The organism is Sphingopyxis sp. P1IMeth2 (genome assembly GCF_900185685.1).
GTDB classification, from domain to species: Bacteria; Pseudomonadota; Alphaproteobacteria; order Sphingomonadales; family Sphingomonadaceae; genus Sphingopyxis; species Sphingopyxis terrae_A.
Genome location: NZ_FYAT01000013.1, coordinates 163579 through 182360 on the forward strand (window position 1 = coordinate 163579; position 18782 = coordinate 182360).

The window sequence follows — 18782 nt, forward strand, 5'->3', positions numbered from 1 at the left end:
CGCCCGCGGCAAATTCAGCCCGTGGGATCGGAGCCTTCGCGCGCGGGCAGGGTGATCAGCAGGCTGGCGCCGGGCCGGCCGTCGTCGCGGTCGCGCGCCGAGATGGTGCCGCCATGCCCCTCGATGATCGTTCGCGCGATGGCGAGGCCCAGCCCGCTATGCTTGCCGAACGCTTCCCCCGACGGCCGTTCGCTGTGGAAACGGCGGAAAATTGCTTCACGCTGCGACGGTTCGATCCCCGGCCCGTCGTCATCGACCCGCACATGGACCTCGTCGCCCAGGCGGGTGGCGGCGATACAGACGAGGCCGCCAGCGGGCGAGAAGCTGATCGCATTGTCGATGACATTGTCGATCGCCCGCTCGATCCGATGGCCGTCGCCCATCACCGCAGTCGTCCCCTTGCGCGGCCGCGCAAAGGCGATGCGAGGTCGATCTTCGCTTTGGCTGTTGCGGGCGCAGCGCGCGGCGAGCATCGATTCGATCATCAGCCCGACATCGACGGGTTCAAAAGACGCGCGCGACAATTGCGCGTCGATCCGGCTTGCGTCGCTGATGTCGGTGACGAGGCGGTCGAGCCGGCGGACATCCTCGTCCGCGATGGCGAGCAACTGAGTGCGCTGCGCGTCGGACGTGACGCGCCCCAGCCCTTCGATCGCTGATCGCACCGATGCGATGGGATTTTTGAGCTCGTGCGTCACATCGGCGGCGAAATGTTCCCCCGCGTCGATGCGCTCGCGCAGCGCCTGCGTCATGTCGCTCAGCGCGCGCGCCAGCGTGCCGATCTCGTCGCGGCGGCTCGGAAGGCGGGGGACGACCACCTCGCGCGCGCGGCCCAGCCGGACGCGAACGGCCGCGCGTGCCAGCCGGCGCAGCGGGCGGACGATCGTGCGCGCCAGAAACAGCGACAGTAGGACCGATGCGATCACGACCATCGCGATGACGATCGCGAGGCGGAAGCGCTCGGCTCGCACCGTGCGTGTGATGTCGCGCGCGTTGAGCGTCATCAGCATCACCTCGGGCGTCTCCAGATCGACGACGCGGGTGGCACTGAGCAGCGGGGTGCGTTCGGGGGCATAGCGGAATCGCGCCTGCGCTTCGCCGCTGCGCAATGTCGCTTCGGCCTCGGGCCAGGCAGCGAGCGTGTCGTGCGCCGGTTCGGTATATTCGGGGTAGCTCGGCGCGCCGACGATCCAGTCGATGCCGCGGTCCATCGCGCGCGCCGCATCGCGCTGCCACGCCTGCAAATCGGGATCGCGCAGCGTATAGGTCGGCGGCCCATGATCGAAACTGTCGGACAGCTTGCGGCCATCGGCAGCATAGAAGCGCAGCCGCGATTCGGTTGTGCGCGTAAATTCGCCGATCAGCCGCGCACGCTGGTCGGGGCGCGCCGCCTCGAGCGCGCTGTCGAGCAGGCCGAGCTGGTCCTGCATTTCGGAAATGCGCGTATCGACGAGACGGGTGCGATAGGTATCGAGATAGAAGAATCCGCCCGCCAGCAGCGCGATCGCTAGGATGTTGACGGCCAGGATGCGCGTCGTGAGCGACCAGCGCGCCGACCAGACGAGCGGCGCTTCTTCCTGTTCGGCAATCGACGCGTCAGCCATCATCGGAGAAGCGATACCCCGCGCCATAGAGCGTCTCGATCGCGTCGAAGTCCGAATCGACCTCGCGGAACTTGCGGCGCAGGCGCTTGATGTGGCTGTCGATGGTGCGATCGTCGATATAGACATCATCCTGATAGGCCGCGTCGAGAAGCTGGTTGCGGCTGCGCACGATGCCCGGGCGGCTGGCGAGCGTCTCCAGAATCAGGAATTCGGTGACGGTCAGCGTCACATCCTTGCCGCCCCAGCTCACCTTGTGCCGGGCCGGGTCCATCGCGAGCCGGCCCCGCACGATCGGTTCGGCCGCAGGCTCGTCGTCCGCCGCCGCCGCATTGCGGTTGAGGTCGACGCGGCGCAGGATCGCGCGGATGCGGGCGATCAGCAGCCGCTGCGAAAAGGGTTTGGAGATATAGTCGTCGGCACCCATCGCGAGCCCCAGCGCCTCGTCGATCTCGTCGTCCTTGCTGGTCAGGAAGATCACCGGAAGCTGGCTTTTCTCGCGCAGGCGGCGCAGGAGCTCGAGCCCGTCCATGCGCGGCATCTTGACGTCGAAGACGGCCAGATCGGGCGGATTGTCGATGAGCGGCTTCAGCGCGGCTTCGCCGTCCGAATAGACGCGCGTGACGAAGCCTTCGGCCTGAAGCGCGATCGACAAGGATTGCAGGATGTTGCGGTCGTCGTCGACCAGCGCGATGGTTGCCGTCATGCTCTTTCCATTGGGCGGACCCGGCGCCGGACTAGCCGATCTGCCGGCCAGCGACAACTGCGCACGTCCCGCCCACGATTCACCTTTTAATCTTTTGACCTCGGCCTCGGCTATCGCTAACGCGGCCGGGATTTCGGAATCGGCGTGACGTCGGCACCCCATGTTCATGCGGGCCCATCGCTTTCGCATGGCATGTCCTGCATACCTATGCAAAGGTGCGCGCGGCGCAGAGGAAAGGCGAAGCAAATGACCAAGGTTGTGATCGGCACCGACACCGTCGAAACCAAAGCGAATGTGGCCGAAAACTGGGGCACCGCGCAGCTCGTCGAGGATGCCGTACGCAATGGCGAGGGCCTGCTCGCCAAGGACGGCCCGCTCGTCGTCGCAACCGGCAAGCACACCGGGCGCAGCGCCAAGGACAAGTTCATCGTCCAGGACGCCGAAACGGCAGACACCATTTGGTGGGGCAAGACCAATGTGCCGATGACGCCCGATCATTTCGCTGCCCTCAAGGCCGATTTCTTTGCCCATCTCGCGTCGCGCGACCGCGTCTATCGCCAGCAGCTGTTCGGCGGCTCGCAGCCCGAATATCGCGTCGGGGTGCAGGTCATCACCGAATTCGCCTGGCACAGCCAGTTTATCCGCACGCTGCTCTGCCGTCCGACGGCCGAGGAGTTGGCGTCCTTCGCGACCGAATACACTATCATCGACCTGCCGAGCTTCCGCGCCGATCCGGCGAAGCATGGTTCGCGCACTGAAACGGTGATCGCGGTCAATTTCTCCGAAAAGCTGATCCTGATCGGCGGCACGCAATATGCCGGCGAGATGAAAAAGTCGGTGTTCGGCATCCTCAACTATCTCCTCCCGGTGCAGGGTGTGATGCCGATGCATTGCTCGGCGAACATCGGCGCCGACGGCGATACGGCGGTTTTCTTCGGCCTGTCGGGCACCGGCAAGACGACGCTGTCGGCCGACGCCTCGCGCACGCTGATCGGCGACGATGAACATGGCTGGTCGGACACCGCGGTCTTCAACTTCGAAGGCGGCTGCTACGCCAAGATGATCCGCCTGTCGGCGGAGGCCGAACCCGAAATCTACGCGACGACGAAGCGTTTCGGCACGGTGCTCGAAAATGTGGTGATCGACCCCGCGACGCGCGAACTCGACCTCGACGACAACAGCCTCGCCGAAAACAGCCGCGGCTCCTATCCGATCGACTTCATCCCGAATGCGTCGGAAAAGAATATGGGCCCGGTGCCCAAGAATATCATCATGCTCACCGCAGATGCCTATGGCGTGCTGCCGCCGATCGCGAAGCTTACCCCCGATCAGGCGATGTATCACTTCCTGTCGGGCTATACCGCGCGCGTTGCGGGCACCGAAATCGGCGTGACCGAGCCCGAGGCGACCTTCTCGACCTGCTTCGGCGCGCCCTTCATGCCGCGTCATCCGTCGGTCTACGGCAATCTCCTCAAGGAGCGCATCGCCAAGGGCGGCGTCGAATGCTGGCTCGTCAACACCGGCTGGACCGGCGGCATGGCGACGATGGACGGGATCAGCCGCATGCCGATCAAGGCGACCCGCGCACTGCTCAACGCGGCGCTCGACGGCAGCCTGAACAATGCGGAATTCCGCAAGGATCCGAATTTCGGCTTCATGGTTCCGGTTGCGGTGCCCGGCGTCGATTCGGGCCTGCTCGATCCGCGCGAAGCCTGGGCCGACAAGGCGGCTTATGACCGCACGGCGCAAACGCTGGTGCAGCAATTCATCGACAATTTCGCGCAATTTGCGGACCATGTCGACGAGGGCGTCCGTAACGCCGCACCGCAGGCCGCCGTCGCGGCCTGATTGACCCGGAAACTTCCGGGTGCTCATTCACCCGGAAGGACTGGACCCATGGCCACCGACTTTACCCCGCGCCTGTTCGAGCGCGATGCCGATATTCGCGCGATCGGTGCAGGCCTGCTCGCCTGCACCCTGCCGCGCGAGGCGTGGACGCACGAGGCGCATCTGGCGGCGTGCCTCTGGTTGCTGAGCGAGCGCCCCGACATCGACGTCGATGCCGAAATTGCGCCGATCATCCGCCGCTTCAACGAAAGCGTGGGCGGCGTGAACGACGACACGCAGGGCTATCACGACAGCATCACCCGCGCCTATGTCGCGGGGGTGCGGCTGTTCCTCGCTGAAACGGCGGAGACGGGCCTGACCAGCCGCGTCAATGCGTTGCTGCGATCGCCCATGGGCGCGCGCGACTGGCCGCTGCGCTTCTACAGCCGCGACCTGCTCTTTTCGGTGCCGGCGCGGCGCGGGTTCGTCCCGCCGGACCTCGCGCCGCTGCCTGCGCCGTGATAGCGTCGGTTCCGACTCGAAGCGAAGGAGCGCAGCCATGAGCATCTTGGACAATATTCTCGGACAGATTTCCGGAAACGACACGGTGGCCAACCTTGCCGCCAAGGTCGGTCTGTCGCCCGAGCATGTCGAATCGGCGATTGCCGCGCTCGCCAAGCATCACCCGATGCAGGGTGACACCGCCGAAGGCGCTGCCGCGACCACCGGCCTGCCGCTCGACAAGTTGCAGGAGATCATCGGCCAGATCGGCGGCGAAGGCTCGCTCGGTCGTTTTGCGCAGATGGTCCAGCAGGACGGCGGCGCGGGCATTCTCGGTGCGCTCGACCGCGACGGCGACGGCAACCCGCTCAACGACCTGGGCGGCATCGCGGGCTCGCTGTTCGGGAAGAACTAGGCAAACCCGTCAGGCCCGCCTACCGTCGGCCATAGCGTCAGCGAAGGATCGCCTTGCCTTTTTCCGGGCACTATCCCTTCGTTTCCGCGATATATTCGTCGACATTTTTCGCGAGAACGTCGAGCGGCACATTGCCGCCGAGTACGACGGTGTCGTCGAAATCGCGCAGGTCATATTTTGCACCGAGCGCGGTCTGCGCGCGTCCGCGCTGGCGGACGATCTCGCTGTGGCCGACCTTGTAGCCGCAGGCCTGCCCGACCCAGCTGCAATAACGATCGACTTCGCTCGCGACCTCCAGCGGGTTCGATCCGTTGCGTTCGACGAAGAAGCGCACGCCCTCTTCGCGCGTCCAGCGCTTTGCGTGAATCCCGGTATCGACGACGAGGCGGCAGGCGCGAAACGCGATCGACTGGAGGTAGCCGAGCCGCCCGACCTCGAAATCGTCGTAAAGCCCCAACTCGTCGGCAAGCTGCTCGGCATAAAGCGCCCAGCCCTCGGAATAGGCGTTGAAGGCGAGCATCGAACGGATCAGCGGCATCTTGTTGGCATATTCGCCCTGCCAGGCATGGCCCGGGATCGCCTCGTGCATCGCAAGGTCGGGGAGCGAATATTTGCTGTGCAGATCGGTCGTGCGCAGGTTGATCCAGAAACGGCCGGGGATTGATCCGTCGATCGATCCGGCACCGCCATAGGCCGCAGGCGCGCCGGGTTCTTCGGCGAGCGGCAGCCGCTTCACCTCGACATTGCCCTTCATCATTGTACGGAAGGCGCGCGGCAACTGGGCGCGAATCTTGTTCAGCCAGCTCTGGATATAGGCGACGATCTCGGCCCGGCCCTGATCATTGTCGGGGAATTTGAAGCGCGGGTCTTTCGCCAGCGCGTTCATCCGGTCGCCGACGGACCCTTGCGTATAGCCGAGCTTCTGAAGGATCGGGTCCATCCGGCCGTGCAACTCTTCGAGCTGTTCCAGACCCATTTTGTGAACCTCGTCGGGGGTCATCCGCGTCGTGGTCGATGCGCGCAGTGCCCAGGCATAGAATTCGTCGCCGTGCGGCCGTGCCCACATGCCCGCGTCCATCGTCGCCTTCGGCCGCTGCGCCTTGAGTTCGGCAAACTGGCGTTCGAGCGCCGGCACCACCGTCTCGCGGGTGATCGCCTCGGCGCGCGGGCCCCAGTTGCCGGCAATATTCTGTTCGCGCGTCCGTGAGGCGAGGCTTTCGACCAGCCCGCCGCCTTCGCGAGCGTCGGCAAGGCTCGCTTCCATCTGCTTGACCGCCTTGTCGATCAGAAAGGCCGGGGCGATGAGGCCTTGGGCGGCGGCGGCCTTGAGCCGTTCGGTTTCGCCGTCGAGTGCGGCGGGATAGGCGGCGAGGCGCGCAAGATAGGCCTCGGCGTCGGCGCTCGTCTTGACCGGATGATCGCTGTCGAGAAATTTCGGCACGTCGAGATAGGCGCCGACATTCTGGATGACGACATAGGGCGTGTTGCGCCAGCCGCCCACCGCGACATCGCCATAGGGCTGCGCAAAGCCGGCGAGCGCGACGTCATAGGCGCTGTCGACGACCGCAAGGCTGGTTCGCGTCGCATGGTCGAGCCCCGCCGTGTCGAAGGCACGGACGCGCGCCAGATCGGCCTTCAGCGTCGCCGCCAGTGCCTGCTGCCCCGCCGCCGACCGATCGCCGAGCTGCGCCCGCATCGCGGCGCGCGCGCCGGTATCGATGCCGAGCGAGGTCGCGCCCTCGGGCGAATGGGCAAGCAGATTGTCGGCGATCGAGGTCAGCAGCGCGTCGGCGCCCGCCGCGCCGTCGCCGCTGGTCGCGGGCGCGAAGGCGCGGGCCGGCGCGGTCAAGGCCAGCCCCGCGACTCCGGCACCGAGGGTGGCGATCGTCTGACGGCGGCTGACGGGCGTGGCAAAGGCTTCGGGCATTCGGCGGCTCCCCTAGATATTATCGTTTCTGAGGAAATCATTTGGAGCCGCTGCTGGCGCGGGTCAATCGAAAGGGGCCGGAAACGCACCCCGTGCGCCCGGCCCCGGTCGAAAATTATCGGCGCTTTGTCAGTCGGTCAGGTCGGCTGGAACCTTGCCGCCGTTCGCCGCAAGTTCGCGCATCACGGCCTTGTGCAACCAGATATTCATTTCGGCGCTGCCGTTGAGTTCGCCGGTATAGCCCAGTTCCTGCGCCAGCTCCTTGCGATTGGCGAGGCTCGAATCGATGTCGAGCAGCTTCATCAGGTCGACGATCGAAGTGCGCCAGTTGAGCGGCTGTGCCACTTTGGCGGCTTCGGTGGCGAGGATCGCCTCGACATCGACTTCGCTGATCGGGGCAGTGGGCGCCGCGGCCGCGGCCGGGCCAGCGGGTACCTCGGCGGGGGCTGCCGGTGTCGCTGGAGCGGGGGTAGCGACTTCGGCCTTCTTTCCGAAGATCGCGTCTTTTATCTTGCTGAAAATGCTCATGTTCATGCTCCCACTTTGGTCCGGCGCTTCGGACGAAGCGCGCCAGACTCATTTATGCGGCGGGTGGATGACAGGAGAATGAACCGCTCCCCCTCGGTGCCCGCGCTGCTATACCAACCCCCATCGGCTGAGTTCGATCCCGCGCCGCGGTGGGAGAATTTGCATGAATCTCACCGACATTCTGCAGCCGGTCGGCGGCATCAAATGGCGATGGTACGCGTGCTGGGGCTAGCGCCGGAACGCCGGGGTCAGAGCCCGGACGGCCCTGACCCGACGTTGCCTGTCGCCTCAGCTATAGGGCGGAGCGTCCTCGAACTCCCCGAACGCCGGATAGTCGTTGGCGACGCTGGCGGTGAAGTTGGGCGCGCGCTTTTCGAGGAAGCTGGTCACGCCTTCGGCCGCGTCGGGGCTGCGTCCGCGGGCGAAGATCACGCGGCTGTCCCAGCGGTGGGCGCTCATCGGGTGCGGGGCGCCGAGCATCCGCCACATCATGTGCCGCGTCAGCGCGACCGATACCGGAGCGCTGTCGCCGGTCAGCTCGCGCGCCTTGGCGATCGCAGCGTCGACCAGCTCGCCTTGCGTATGGACCGACTGGACCAGCCCCTTTTCATGCGCTTCGGCGGCGGGGATCAGCCGGCCCGAATAGCACCAGTCGAGCGCGGTCTGGATGCCGACCAGCCGCGGCAGGAACCAGCTCGATGCCGCTTCGGGGACGATCCCGCGGCGCGCGAAGACGAAGCCGTAGCGGGCGTTGTCGCTCGCCAGCCGGGCATCCATCGACAGCGTCATCGTCGCGCCGATGCCGACCGCGGCGCCATTGATGGCGCCGAGGACGGGCTTTTTCGCCTCGAAGATGCGCATCGACACGCGGCCGCCGCCATCGCGGATCAGCGGGTGCGACCAGTTGATCGTGCCGTCTTCGCCGATCGGGCTGGCCGGCGTGCCGTCGGGCAGCAGCGCCTGCTTGTCGGCGCGCTTGTCATAATCGAAGGTCGCGGCGCCCGCGCCCAGATCGGCGCCCGCGCAATAGGCCTTTTCGCCATGACCGGTGAAGATCACCGCGCGAACGCCATCGTCGGCATCGCATTCGTCGAGCGCGGTAATGATTTCCTGCATCATCTCGCCGGTGAAGGCGTTCATGCGGTCGGGGCGATTGAGGGTCAGCAGTGCGATGCCTTCGTGGCGGTCGAGGCGAATCTGGTCGAAGCTCATCTTCTCTCTCCTTGGCTTTGGTAGCAGCGTTGCAAGCGACGGCGTCGAGTGCAAGCACTTTACGTAAACGTAAAGAAAGATCCTCCCTGTCGCGCAGCGATGGGGAGGGGGACCATCCGCAGGATGGTGGAGGGGCAGCGGCGTTGCAAAAAGGCCCCTCCGTCAGCGGCTGCGCCGCTGCCACCTCCCCATCGCTGCGCGACAGGAAGGGTCGCTTTCAACCCGGGGATGACGCGCCCTCGCTTTGTCGCTATAGGCGCCCCGACCGCCCCGGCGTCGCGCTCACATTTGAGTCGCTTTGCCGGGGCCATTCATTTGGTTCCGACAGAAAGTTGACCGCCATGGCCCGTCGCCGCCAGATCTACGAAGGCAAAGCGAAGATCCTCTACGAAGGCCCCGAACCGGGCACGCTGATCCAGTATTTCAAGGATGATGCGACCGCGTTCAACGCGCAGAAGCGCGGCACGATCAACGGCAAGGGCGTGCTCAACAACCGGATTTCGGAGCATGTCTTCACGCTGCTCGGCAATATCGGCGTGCCGACGCACTTCATCCGCCGCCTCAACATGCGCGAACAGCTGATCCGTCAGGTCGAGATCGTGCCGATCGAGGTGATCGTGCGCAATGTCGCGGCGGGCACGCTGTCGAAGCGCCTCGGGCTGGAGGAAGGCACGCCGCTGCCGCGCACGCTGATCGAATATTGCTACAAGGACGATGCGCTTGGCGATCCGCTGGTTGCCGAAGAACATATCGCCTGCTTCAACTGGTGCAGCCAGGACGAACTGCACGACATTCAGGACATGGCAATCCGCATCAATGATTTCATGAGCGGCATGTTCGCGGCGGTCGGCATCCGCCTCGTCGACTTCAAGCTCGAATTCGGACGGCTCTACGACGGCGATTACAGCCGCATCATCCTGGCCGACGAAATCAGCCCCGACGGCTGCCGCCTGTGGGACATGAACACCAATGAAAAGCTCGACAAGGATCGCTTCCGCCGCGACCTCGGCGGCGAAGTCGAAGCCTATCAGGAAGTTGCGCGGCGCCTTGGCCTGATGCCCGAAGGCGGCGACAATGCGGTGCTCGACCTCGAAACGCACCGCAAGAAGAAGGGCAGCTAAGGCCGCCCCGATCCCGCAAGCGCCTGAGCGTTTACAGCGGCGTCATAGCGAGAAGCCGAAGTCGACGCGGCAATCCACAGCTCGCGTAAACCGCCCTGCATTGCTGCCCCCGGCCTTGCCGGGCTCGCAATGACGAAGTTTTGTCGCTGGCGCTGCCTCAGATATTGATGCTCGTCGGAATCAGGCTGGGCTGCAGATAGGGATAGGGCTGCCGCCGCTGCGCGTTGCGCGCGGCGATCGTGCTTTCGACATTGGCCAGCGCCCCCTTGAACCACGCGAGCGGCCCCTCGGGCGCGGTGACGCGCGGGTCCTGGAACCAGGGCGGGTAGGGGAAGCTGTTGCTGCGATAGTCGCCGAGCGGGCGGTAATGCACCGAACCCAGGAGTTCGAGCACGTTGAGCTGTTCGAGCGCCAGCGCCATCGGTGGCATCATCGCGAGCCAGCCCGGCTTGTCCTGTCCGCGCTCGCGGTCGGGTGCCGCCTGCCACGCCGCACCGGTGACGGCGGGCGCAAAGGCCATGATGTCCTTTTGCGGGAAATTCACCGCGGCATGCTGCGCGCTCGCGGTGAACATCACCATCGTGCAGACATCGGCAAGCTGGTCGCGCGTTGCGATCGGGCCGAAGCCGCTGATCCGCGCTTCGCCGGCCAGGCTGTCGGCCCAGGCGGCGAGTTCGGTGTCGCCGACAACCGCGTTATCGTCGGTATAATAGAGCCAGACATATTGGCGCGCCCATTCGCGGATCGCATTCCACACCAGCAGCGCGTCGTCGCGATAAGGATAGTCGGCGAGCGTCGATCCGGTCCCGACGCCGCGTGCGGCCAGATCGGCTGGCAGCATCTTGCCGTAAAAGTCGAAGGCCAGTCGGTCGTCGGCCGCCGCGGCCTGGCTCGATGCGATGGTGCCTGCGAAAATATGGTCGATCGGCCCGTTCGCGGCGATCAGCGAGGTCGCGGCCTGATCGTTGATGAACAGCGTCCCTTCGAAATGCGGAGCGAGCAGCGCCCATAGCGGATGCGCCTGGGCCAGATGGCGGTGCGTGGCGACCGCGAAAGCCTCGATCACCAGATGAGTGCGCGCCAGATGCGTGAAGAGTTCGTGATAATTGCCGTCGGCGACCTGAACGACCAGCTTCGCCATCTCCCAGCCCCATTGCGCATCGGCGGCGGCCGAGGGCGTGAAGATCGGATGCAGCGCGGGATCCTGCCCGCACTGGATCGCGACCGGAACGAGTGCCGATCCGCCCGGCGGCACCGCGAACAGCGCAATCGGCTGCCAGACATATTTGGCAAGGCTGCCGTAGGTGCCCGGCGTCAGCACTGCGAGTTCGGCATAGTCGAGCAGGAACAGCCGGCGCTCGGCAAGCGCGGCGTCCAGCGTGTCGCCATTGACCACCGCGGCATAGCGCGCGGGGCTGAGCGGGAAATTGGTCGGGAGCGCGTCGCCCGCCGCGGCGATCAGCATATTGTTCGGTCCCTGAACGCGCAGCCGCGCGAAACAGGCATCGTCCTGAAAATCATAGGCGACACCGGGAACGGGCAGCGTCCGGAACAGGGCGCGATAAGCGTCGAGGCTGCGCGGCGCGCTGCTGCCGAGGCCCGCCACTTCGGCCGCGCTGACCTTGATCAGCGCTTCGATCCGCTGGCGATGCGCCTCCAGCTTCGCAAGCTGCGTGTCGGCCTCGACCGCGGCCACGACATGTTCGACCTCGTCGACGAAATGGCCGAGGAGCGACGTGCCATCCTTCATCGCATGGCCCGCCGCGATGCGCGCGGTCGACAGCTCGATCGCGTCGCATTCGGCCAGCGCGGCTTCATAGGTGCTGCGCGGCGTATCGAGTTCGCCCTTGTCGACGCCGTCCAGCTTCACCGCGAGTGCATTGCGCACGATCGCCAGCCCGACGCCGATCAGGATCGCGAACCAGGCGATCGTCGGCATATCCTGTTTGGGCACATCGGTCGCGAGCGGAACGCCGGGAAGCGACGGCTCGTCGGTCGTCCACATATAGACCTGCCGCGTCGCAGCGAGTTGCGCGGCGCGCGCGGCCTGCTCCGCCGGCGTGTCCTGCTGCGGCAGACTGGGTGCGGCGGGCGGAAGGATTGCGCGGTCGATCTGGCTGGGGGCGGTGAAATCGGGCGAAGGGAAGGACATGCGAAAGCTCCTGCGACATGAACGCGGCGCGAGGGATCGCAGAACATGGTTAATTTTTGGCATGCCGCAGGGAGGGGGCGGCCCGGTTAGGGCGATGAAAAACAATCCTTCCTTTGTTTAACGCATGCTTTACTCCCGCTTGATACCCAGCCGGAATGACGGGGGTTATAGCATGGATGCGGCGGCGCTTTTTTCCGCCATTGCCGGACGCGATCCGGGACGATGTCGCGATTCTGCGCGCCAATCGTATCGAGACGCTGACCCCGATGCTTTTTCTGATGCTCGCGGCGACGACGCCGACCGCCATCTATGGCGGCATGCCGAGCGTCCATCCGATCATCCGGATCGGCTTTCCGGTCGTTCTGGCGGCGGTGTGCCTGCTTGGCTTCGCTGCGCAGATGCATTATCGTGGCCGGCGCATGAGCCCGCGGCGCGCGCGGCGGGTGATCGTCGAGGCAGCGTGGGTGTCGGGCACGATGGGCGCGATGTGCAGCAGCTGGACGGTGGTCAACTGGCTCGCCGCGCCGCCCGAAAATCACAGCTATTATGCGATGATCATGGCGATGGGGTCGCTGGCGACCGCCTATTGCCTGTCATCGACGCGCTTTGCAGCGCTGCTCAATCTGGGCATCGGGATGGTGCCGATCGCCTATCTGATGCTGACCTCCGGCCACGCGCCCGAGATTGCGGCGGGCACCAGCCTGGTCGTCGCGACGATGTTCCTGGTGCGCATGATCCTTCAGCAGCATGGCCAGCTTGTCGACCTTCTGGAATTGCAGCGGCAGATGCGCGATCTTGCGCATAGCGACGCGCTGACCGGGCTACCCAACCGGCGTGCGTTCGACCTGCGGCTGGAAGAAGAAATCGCGCGCGCGGCGGATGGCGAGATATTCGCGATCGCGCTGCTCGATCTCGACGGCTTCAAGCCGGTGAACGACCGGCACGGCCATGCCGCCGGCGATCAACTGCTGTGCGAAGTCGCGGCGCGGCTGCGCCGGGCGTGCGGCGATCATGCGCTGGTCGCGCGGCAGGGCGGTGACGAATTCGCCATTCTGGTGCCGCGCCGTTCACCGCTGCTTGCCACCGCGCTTGCCGATCATCTGCTCGCCGCGCTCGTCGCGCCCTACCGCATCGGCGGCCAGCCATTGCGCGTCGGCGCGAGCGTCGGCGTCGCCAACTGGCCCGGCGACGGTGGCAGCGCGCGCCGGCTTTTCGACACCGCCGACCGCGCCCTCTATGCAGCAAAGGCGGCTGGTCGACCCGACATGTCGCCGGTCGAAAGCATCGGCATCGCAAGCTGATGCGGGCTTGACCGCCCCATATGGGGCGGTCAGACCGGCCGCCATGAAGCGGACCATTTTCTGGCGCGTCTCGACCGCGCTCTCGCCCCTTGCCCTTATCGCCGTCAGCATATCGCCGGTTCTCGCGAAACCCGCCGCCGCCCCCGCCGCAGCGCAGGTCGTTCCGGTCAATCCGCAGACCGCCGCGGCCAAGGCCTGGAATTTCGCGGCCAGCGATGTGCCCGTCGATTCAAATATCGTCTTCGGGGTTCTTCCCAACGGGATGAAATATGCGCTGTTGAAGAACAGCACCCCGAAGGACAGCGTCGTCCTGCGCATGCGTTTCGACGTCGGCAGCTTTGCCGAAGCCGAGGATCAGCGCGGGCTGGCGCATTTCATCGAGCATATGGCGTTCAACGGCTCGACCCATGTGCCCGAGGGTGAGATGATCAAGCTGCTCGAAAGGAAGGGGCTGGCCTTCGGGGCCGACACCAACGCCTCGACCGGCTTCGACCAGACGGTCTACCAGCTCGATCTGCCCAACGCGTCGGACGATCTGATCGACACCGGGCTGATGTTGATGCGGGAAACCGCGAGCGAATTGACGATCGATCCCGCTGCAGTCGATCGCGAACGCGGGGTCATCCTGTCGGAGCGCCGCGCGCGGGATACCTATCAGCTGCGCAATATCGTCGATCAGCTCGGTTTCCAGATGAAGGGGATGACGGTCGCCGACCGGATGCCGATCGGAACTGAAGAGGTCATCCGCACCGCGCCCGCATCGCGCCTGCGCGACCTGTATGATCGCTATTACCGGCCCGAACGCGCGACGCTGGTGATGGTCGGCGATTTCGATCCAGCCGCGGTCGAAGCGAAGATCAAGGCGCGCTTCGCCGACTGGCAGGGCCGCGGCCCGGCCGGTGCTGATCCCGACATCGGGACGCTCGATTTCAAGCGCCCTGTCGCCGCCGAATCCTTCGTCGATCCGGCGATCCAGGATTCGGTGACGATCGCCAGCTTCAAACCCTGGGTGCAGCAAGCCGACACCAAGGCGAAGCGCGCGCGCAAGCTAGCCGAAGATATCGGCGAAGCGATCCTGAGCCGCCGGCTAGCCAAGATTGCGCTCGACGAGAATTCTCCGATCCTCGCGGGCTATTTCAGTGAAGCCGACGGGTGGAAGGTCTTCGATCAGGTTACGGTCGGGGCGATCGCCAAGGAAGGGGCGTGGACGGAGGCACTCGGCCTGATCGAGCGCGAGCTGCGCCGCGCCGTCCAGTTCGGCTTCACCCAGGCCGAGGTCAACGAACAGATCGCCAATCGGCGCACCGCGCTCAAGAATGCCGTCGCCGGCGTGACGACCCGGCGGAGCGACGCGCTCGCCGATGTGCTGGTCGACGCGTCCGACGGCGATTATGTCGTCGTGCGTCCCGAAACCTCGCAGGCGCTGTTCGATGCCGTCGCGCCGCAGCTGTCGGCCGATGCGGTGAGTGCGGCCTTCCGCAATCGGATGGAGGGCTTCAGCCCGCCGCTCGCGCGCGTCACTGCCAAGACGCCCGTCGAGGGCGGCGACAAGGCGATCCTTGCCGCGCTCGACACGGCGCGCGCGGTCGCGGTGACGCCCCCGGCGCAGGCACGGAGCGCGGCCTTTGCCTATGACAATTTCGGCACGCCCGGCACGGTCGTCAGCGATTATCGCATCGACGACCTCGGCATCCGGCGCATCCGCTTCGCCAACAATGTGATGCTCAACATCAAGAAGACCGATTTCCAGAAGGACAAGGTCTATCTGTCGGTGCGCGTCGACGGGGGGACGCTGCTCGCGACGCGCGACGACCCGACCAAGGTCGCGCTTGCGGGATCGATCAGCCTCGGCGGGCTCGAGGCGCATAGCCTCGACGATCTGCGCACCATTTTTGCGGGCAAGACGGTCAGCCCCAGCTTCGGCGTCGATACCGATGCCTTTGGGGGCAAAGCGGTCACCTCGCCCGACGATTTCGCGGCGCAGGCCGAACTGATGGCGGCTTATCTGACGCACCCCGGCTACCGCGCCGACGGGCTCGCGCTGATCCGTCGCTATCTGCCGCAGCAATATGCCGCCAACGATGCGACGCCGGGCGCGGTGATGGCGCGCGACAGCGGCGGCATCCTTGCCAACGGTGACCCGCGCGAGGAAACGCCGCCGCTTGCGACGATGATGGCACTCGACTGGAGCAAATTGAAAGCGGCGGTCGCCGACAGTTTCGATCATGGCGCGATCGAGATCGGCGTCGTCGGCGATATCGACGAACAGGCGGCGATTGATGCGATCGCGGCAACCTTCGGCGCTCTGCCCGAACGCCGCGCGGCGTTCGATCCGCACAGCGACGCGCGCAAGCGCGACTATCCGGTCGACCACAGCGAGCGCACGCTGATCCACAAGGGGCCGGCCGACCAGGCCGAACTGCGCGTCTATTGGCCCGCGCGCGACGACAGCGACCTGACCGAGGCGATGCGCCTCAACCTGCTGTCGCGCGTGATGCAGCTCATGCTCACCGACGAACTGCGCGAAAAGCTGGGCGAAACCTACAGCCCGTCGGCGGGAGCCAGCCTGTCGGACGAATATCCGGGCTATGGCTGGCTCGTCGCCGCAAGCAATGTCGACTACAAGGATTTGGCGACGACGCGCGCCGCGATCTTCGCGATCGCCAAGGAATTGCGCGACAAACCCGTCGATGCCGACACGCTCGACCGCGCGCGCAAGCCGCTGGTCGAGGCGATGACCAAGGCGCGGCGCGAAAATGCCTATTGGCTGGCCTATGTCGCCGAGGCGACGAGCCGCGCCGACCGGCTCGACCGCAGCCGCAACGGCATCGCGGCAGTCGAGGCTGCGACGCCGGCCGAGCTTGAAGCGCTCGCCAAGCGCTATCTTGTCGACGACAAGGCGCTGGTGATCCGGGCGATCAGCGACAAGGCCGGAAAATAGCGGGACGCGCGGCCGGCCCGACGGGGCGGCCGCGGCCCGGTTCTATTTCTTGAGCCCGATTTCGCGGAGCCGTTCCTGCAGATATTCGTCGGCGGTGATCGGCGTCGGATACAGGTTCGGATGCTCGGCATCGATGCAATTATCCAGCGTCACGATCGGATAGTCCGAACGGAAGTGCAGGAAGAAGGGCATCGAATAGCGCGCAACGCTGGCGCGGCCGGAGTCGGGATTGCGCACGCGGTGCGTGGTCGAGGGCAGGCGGTTGTTGGTCAGCCGTTGCAACATGTCGCCGACATTGACCGCCATGGCGCCCGCAGGCGGCGATACCGGAAGCCAACTCCCATCCTTGTCGAGGATTTCGAGGCCCGCTTCTTCGGCACCGAGCAGCAGGGTAATCGTATTGATATCTTCGTGCGCCTCGGCGCGGATGCCCTTCGCCGGGCCTTCGACGGGCGGGTAATGCAGCAGGCGCATCACGCTGTTGCCGTCCTTCACCGTGTCGTCGAAGAAATCGGGTGCGAGGCCAAGGTAGCGCGCGATCCCGGAGAGCAGCTTGCCGCCGATGCGGTCGAATTCGGCGAACAGCCGGTCATAGGTTTCGCGAAAGCCCGCGACTTCGGCCGGCCAGACATTGTTCGGCTGTTGCGCGGCGAGCGGGTGGCCGGCGGGGAGGTCGCGGCCCACGTGCCAGAATTCCTTGAGGTCGACTTCCTTCGCACCCTTCGCGATTTCGGTGCCGAAGGGGGTGTAGCCGCGCGCGCCGCCGCCGCCCGCGATATGATAGGCCCGCTTCACCGCCTCGGGCAGCGCGAAAAATTCCTTCGCCTTCGCCCAGGCATCGTCGATCAGCGCCGGGTCGATGCCGTGGTCGGTAATCATCGCGAACCCGAAGCGTTCGAACGATCCGCCGAAATCCTGGGCGAAGCGATCGTCGGGCAGCGACATGGAAATAACGGGAACGGCTGCGGTCATAAGGGGTGTGTCCATTTGTTGGTGCTGTGGCGCGCCATGCCGGTCCCGCCGGGGCGCGTCTTTGACATGAATCAGGATTTAGGCGGGTCGGCGCGGTTGCGAAAGAGGAAAAGGATGCTTTCGCGTCGGCGCGCGCTGGGCTAGGCCCGCGCCATGGGCAAGCAATATTGGCTGATGAAATCCGAACCCGACGTCTATGGCTGGGACGACCTGGTCAAGGACGGCACGGGGATGTGGGACGGCGTGCGCAACCACAGCGCCAAGCTGAACATGATGGCGATGAAGGTCGGCGACGAGGCGCTGTTCTATCACAGCAATATCGGCAAGGAATGCGTGGGGATCATGCGCATTACCGAGGAAAGCGCGCCCGATCCGACCGCCGAGGAAGGATCGCCGTGGGTCATCGTGCGCGTCGCGCCCGTGCGCCCGCTCGCGCATCCGGTGACGCTGGCGGCGATCAAGGCCGACCCCAAGCTTGCCGACATGGACCTTATCCGCCTGTCGCGCCTGTCGGTCGGGCGCGTGACGCCCGACGAGTGGAAGCATATATTGGAAAAGTCGGAGAAGCCGGAAGCTTAGCGCAGTTTCGACTGCATGTGCGCCGCCACCGAGGGGTGGAGCGGGTAGACGAATTCGCAGCCGAAGCTGTTGCCGTCGGCGCGCCGGATCACCGCTTCGAGCGGCTGCAGGCCCGGCAGGTTGACCCATATCTGCTTGCCGATCTGCGGCCGCGAAAAGGTGATCATGCGAAAGCCCGTCGACGACAGGTCGAACAGTTCGACGTCGAATGGGTTGAAGCCCGCTTCGCGATAGCGCGCGCGCCCGCGGACGGTGGCGCGTTCGGCGCGGCGCGCTTGCGGCGAAAGCTCTTCGGTGTCGGTCGTGCAGGCGTTGGCCACTGTATTCAATCCCACTGGTCGGATTATCGATTCGCATTTTTAGCGCCGCGCTGGTGAACGCAAAGTCGACGGAATTGGTGAAAATCGCCTATACCATGGGGTCTTCGGCCAGCGTCATCTCCTGCCCCGGAAAGGGACGGACGAGGCTGGCCGCGTCGCGCCAGTCGGCGGTCAGCCAGCGCGCATAATCGCCGGGGCGGAGGATGACCGGCATCGCTTGCGCGCCGTGATGGCTAAGCAGGCGGTTCGGTTCGACGGTCAGGATCGCGAAGCTCGGCCAATCCTCGCCCTGGCGATGGATGCCGGCAAAGGCGAAGACCGGCTGGTCGGCGGGCGCGGCCCACAGCTGTTGCCGCGCGCCGGCCGTCCCCGACCACAGGGCGAAACGGGTCGCGGGGATCAGGCAGCGCAGTTCGGGATGACGCAGCGTGCCGATCCAGAAGGGGCTCGAAAGGTTGCGCACCGTCGTCACCGGCTGGTCGCCGCGCGGCGGCGGCGGGACGCCCCACAGCTTGGGGCGCAGCCACGGGCGGCTCTGCGCGCTTCCGTCGCCGACGACCACCGGCGCCGGGCGTCCGGGGGTGACATAGCCGCGGGCCCAGGGATCGCGCCCTGAATCGGCACCGATCGCCTGCGCGGCGATTTCGGCGGTCACGTCGAGGCGATAGAGGTGCATGCG

General features: G+C 65.7%; 16 protein-coding genes. 7 read left to right on the forward strand and 9 right to left on the reverse strand.

The genetic code is table 11. The annotated features are described in order from the left end of the window. Positions 1-14: 14 nt before the first annotated feature. On the reverse strand, positions 15-1607 hold the full coding sequence (locus P1IM2_RS12170; RefSeq protein WP_409372276.1) for an ATP-binding protein: 1593 nt from the start codon (positions 1605-1607) through the stop codon (positions 15-17). After that, positions 1597-2307, reverse strand: a complete 711-nt coding sequence (locus P1IM2_RS12175) for a response regulator transcription factor (RefSeq protein WP_062900631.1) — start codon at positions 2305-2307, stop codon at positions 1597-1599. The genes P1IM2_RS12170 and P1IM2_RS12175 overlap by 11 nt, the downstream gene beginning before the upstream one ends. A 246-nt stretch (positions 2308-2553) precedes the next feature. Between P1IM2_RS12175 and P1IM2_RS12180 the strand changes: the two genes are divergently transcribed. Genes P1IM2_RS12180 through P1IM2_RS12190 form a run of 3 tightly spaced genes read left to right on the forward strand, consistent with a single transcriptional unit; the run spans position 2554 to position 5050 of the window. Then, positions 2554-4155: a phosphoenolpyruvate carboxykinase gene (locus P1IM2_RS12180; RefSeq protein WP_062900630.1), complete on the forward strand. Its 1602-nt coding sequence runs from the start codon at positions 2554-2556 to the stop codon at positions 4153-4155. Between the two features lie 48 nt (positions 4156-4203). Beyond that, positions 4204-4656: a hypothetical protein gene (locus tag P1IM2_RS12185; RefSeq protein WP_062900629.1), complete on the forward strand. Its 453-nt coding sequence runs from the start codon at positions 4204-4206 to the stop codon at positions 4654-4656. A 37-nt stretch (positions 4657-4693) separates the two neighbouring features. After that, complete coding sequence (locus tag P1IM2_RS12190; protein WP_186402623.1) at positions 4694-5050, forward strand: hypothetical protein; 357 nt, start codon at positions 4694-4696, stop codon at positions 5048-5050. A gap of 70 nt (positions 5051-5120) precedes the next feature. On the opposite strand, the gene P1IM2_RS12195 is transcribed toward P1IM2_RS12190, so the two are convergent. From P1IM2_RS12195 to P1IM2_RS12205, 3 genes are all read right to left on the reverse strand, one after another. Next, the gene (locus P1IM2_RS12195) at positions 5121-6977 is read right to left on the reverse strand and encodes a DUF885 family protein (protein ID WP_186402624.1); all 1857 of its coding nucleotides are present in this window, start codon (positions 6975-6977) and stop codon (positions 5121-5123) included. Positions 6978-7106: 129 nt separating this feature from the next. Continuing rightward, positions 7107-7505, reverse strand: coding sequence for a DUF3597 domain-containing protein (locus P1IM2_RS12200; RefSeq protein ID WP_186402625.1), 399 nt, complete (start codon positions 7503-7505; stop codon positions 7107-7109). A 288-nt stretch (positions 7506-7793) separates the two neighbouring features. Continuing rightward, the gene (locus tag P1IM2_RS12205) at positions 7794-8717 is read right to left on the reverse strand and encodes a crotonase/enoyl-CoA hydratase family protein (RefSeq protein WP_186402626.1); all 924 of its coding nucleotides are present in this window, start codon (positions 8715-8717) and stop codon (positions 7794-7796) included. A gap of 341 nt (positions 8718-9058) precedes the next feature. Between P1IM2_RS12205 and purC the strand changes: the two genes are divergently transcribed. Beyond that, positions 9059-9838 carry a phosphoribosylaminoimidazolesuccinocarboxamide synthase gene (purC, locus tag P1IM2_RS12210; protein ID WP_003040316.1) on the forward strand — a complete coding sequence of 260 codons (780 nt, stop codon included), beginning with the start codon at positions 9059-9061 and terminating at the stop codon, positions 9836-9838. Between the two features lie 157 nt (positions 9839-9995). Here purC and P1IM2_RS12215 read toward each other — a convergent pair whose 3' ends face one another. Next, a complete protein-coding gene (locus P1IM2_RS12215) occupies positions 9996-11990 on the reverse strand; it encodes a lipoxygenase family protein (protein ID WP_186402627.1) in 1995 nt (664 codons plus the stop codon). 155 nt (positions 11991-12145) lie between these two features. Between P1IM2_RS12215 and P1IM2_RS12220 the strand changes: the two genes are divergently transcribed. Then, entirely contained in the window at positions 12146-13291 is a 1146-nt protein-coding gene (locus tag P1IM2_RS12220; protein ID WP_260834059.1) for a diguanylate cyclase, read from the forward strand. A gap of 43 nt (positions 13292-13334) precedes the next feature. After that, a complete protein-coding gene (locus tag P1IM2_RS12225; RefSeq protein WP_186402628.1) occupies positions 13335-16232 on the forward strand; it encodes a pitrilysin family protein in 2898 nt (965 codons plus the stop codon). 42 nt (positions 16233-16274) lie between these two features. Here P1IM2_RS12225 and P1IM2_RS12230 read toward each other — a convergent pair whose 3' ends face one another. After that, the gene (locus tag P1IM2_RS12230) at positions 16275-17204 is read right to left on the reverse strand and encodes an isopenicillin N synthase family dioxygenase (protein WP_186402629.1); all 930 of its coding nucleotides are present in this window, start codon (positions 17202-17204) and stop codon (positions 16275-16277) included. A gap of 153 nt (positions 17205-17357) precedes the next feature. Here P1IM2_RS12230 and P1IM2_RS12235 point away from each other — a divergent pair, with 153 nt between their 5' ends. After that, complete coding sequence (locus P1IM2_RS12235; protein ID WP_003040303.1) at positions 17358-17783, forward strand: EVE domain-containing protein; 426 nt, start codon at positions 17358-17360, stop codon at positions 17781-17783. On the opposite strand, the gene P1IM2_RS12240 is transcribed toward P1IM2_RS12235, so the two are convergent. Together P1IM2_RS12240 and P1IM2_RS12245 are read right to left on the reverse strand one after the other, a co-directional pair. Next, on the reverse strand, positions 17780-18103 hold the full coding sequence (locus tag P1IM2_RS12240; RefSeq protein WP_062900621.1) for a PilZ domain-containing protein: 324 nt from the start codon (positions 18101-18103) through the stop codon (positions 17780-17782). The two genes, P1IM2_RS12235 and P1IM2_RS12240, sit on opposite strands and share 4 nt — an antisense overlap. An 88-nt stretch (positions 18104-18191) precedes the next feature. After that, positions 18192-18779, reverse strand: coding sequence for an SOS response-associated peptidase family protein (locus P1IM2_RS12245; RefSeq protein ID WP_062900620.1), 588 nt, complete (start codon positions 18777-18779; stop codon positions 18192-18194). Between the last annotated feature and the right edge of the window lie 3 nt (positions 18780-18782).

Coding starts and splice junctions, on each gene's coding strand:
- P1IM2_RS12170 (WP_409372276.1), bottom strand. CDS start 1,607: ATGATGGCTGACGCGTCGATTGCCGAACAGGAAGAAGCGCCGCTCGTC.
- P1IM2_RS12175 (WP_062900631.1), bottom strand. CDS start 2,307: ATGACGGCAACCATCGCGCTGGTCGACGACGACCGCAACATCCTGCAA.
- P1IM2_RS12180 (WP_062900630.1), top strand. CDS start 2,554: ATGACCAAGGTTGTGATCGGCACCGACACCGTCGAAACCAAAGCGAAT.
- P1IM2_RS12185 (WP_062900629.1), top strand. CDS start 4,204: ATGGCCACCGACTTTACCCCGCGCCTGTTCGAGCGCGATGCCGATATT.
- P1IM2_RS12190 (WP_186402623.1), top strand. CDS start 4,694: ATGAGCATCTTGGACAATATTCTCGGACAGATTTCCGGAAACGACACG.
- P1IM2_RS12195 (WP_186402624.1), bottom strand. CDS start 6,977: ATGCCCGAAGCCTTTGCCACGCCCGTCAGCCGCCGTCAGACGATCGCC.
- P1IM2_RS12200 (WP_186402625.1), bottom strand. CDS start 7,505: ATGAGCATTTTCAGCAAGATAAAAGACGCGATCTTCGGAAAGAAGGCC.
- P1IM2_RS12205 (WP_186402626.1), bottom strand. CDS start 8,717: ATGAGCTTCGACCAGATTCGCCTCGACCGCCACGAAGGCATCGCACTG.
- purC (WP_003040316.1), top strand. CDS start 9,059: ATGGCCCGTCGCCGCCAGATCTACGAAGGCAAAGCGAAGATCCTCTAC.
- P1IM2_RS12215 (WP_186402627.1), bottom strand. CDS start 11,990: ATGTCCTTCCCTTCGCCCGATTTCACCGCCCCCAGCCAGATCGACCGC.
- P1IM2_RS12220 (WP_260834059.1), top strand. CDS start 12,146: ATGACGGGGGTTATAGCATGGATGCGGCGGCGCTTTTTTCCGCCATTG.
- P1IM2_RS12225 (WP_186402628.1), top strand. CDS start 13,335: ATGAAGCGGACCATTTTCTGGCGCGTCTCGACCGCGCTCTCGCCCCTT.
- P1IM2_RS12230 (WP_186402629.1), bottom strand. CDS start 17,204: ATGACCGCAGCCGTTCCCGTTATTTCCATGTCGCTGCCCGACGATCGC.
- P1IM2_RS12235 (WP_003040303.1), top strand. CDS start 17,358: ATGGGCAAGCAATATTGGCTGATGAAATCCGAACCCGACGTCTATGGC.
- P1IM2_RS12245 (WP_062900620.1), bottom strand. CDS start 18,779: ATGCACCTCTATCGCCTCGACGTGACCGCCGAAATCGCCGCGCAGGCG.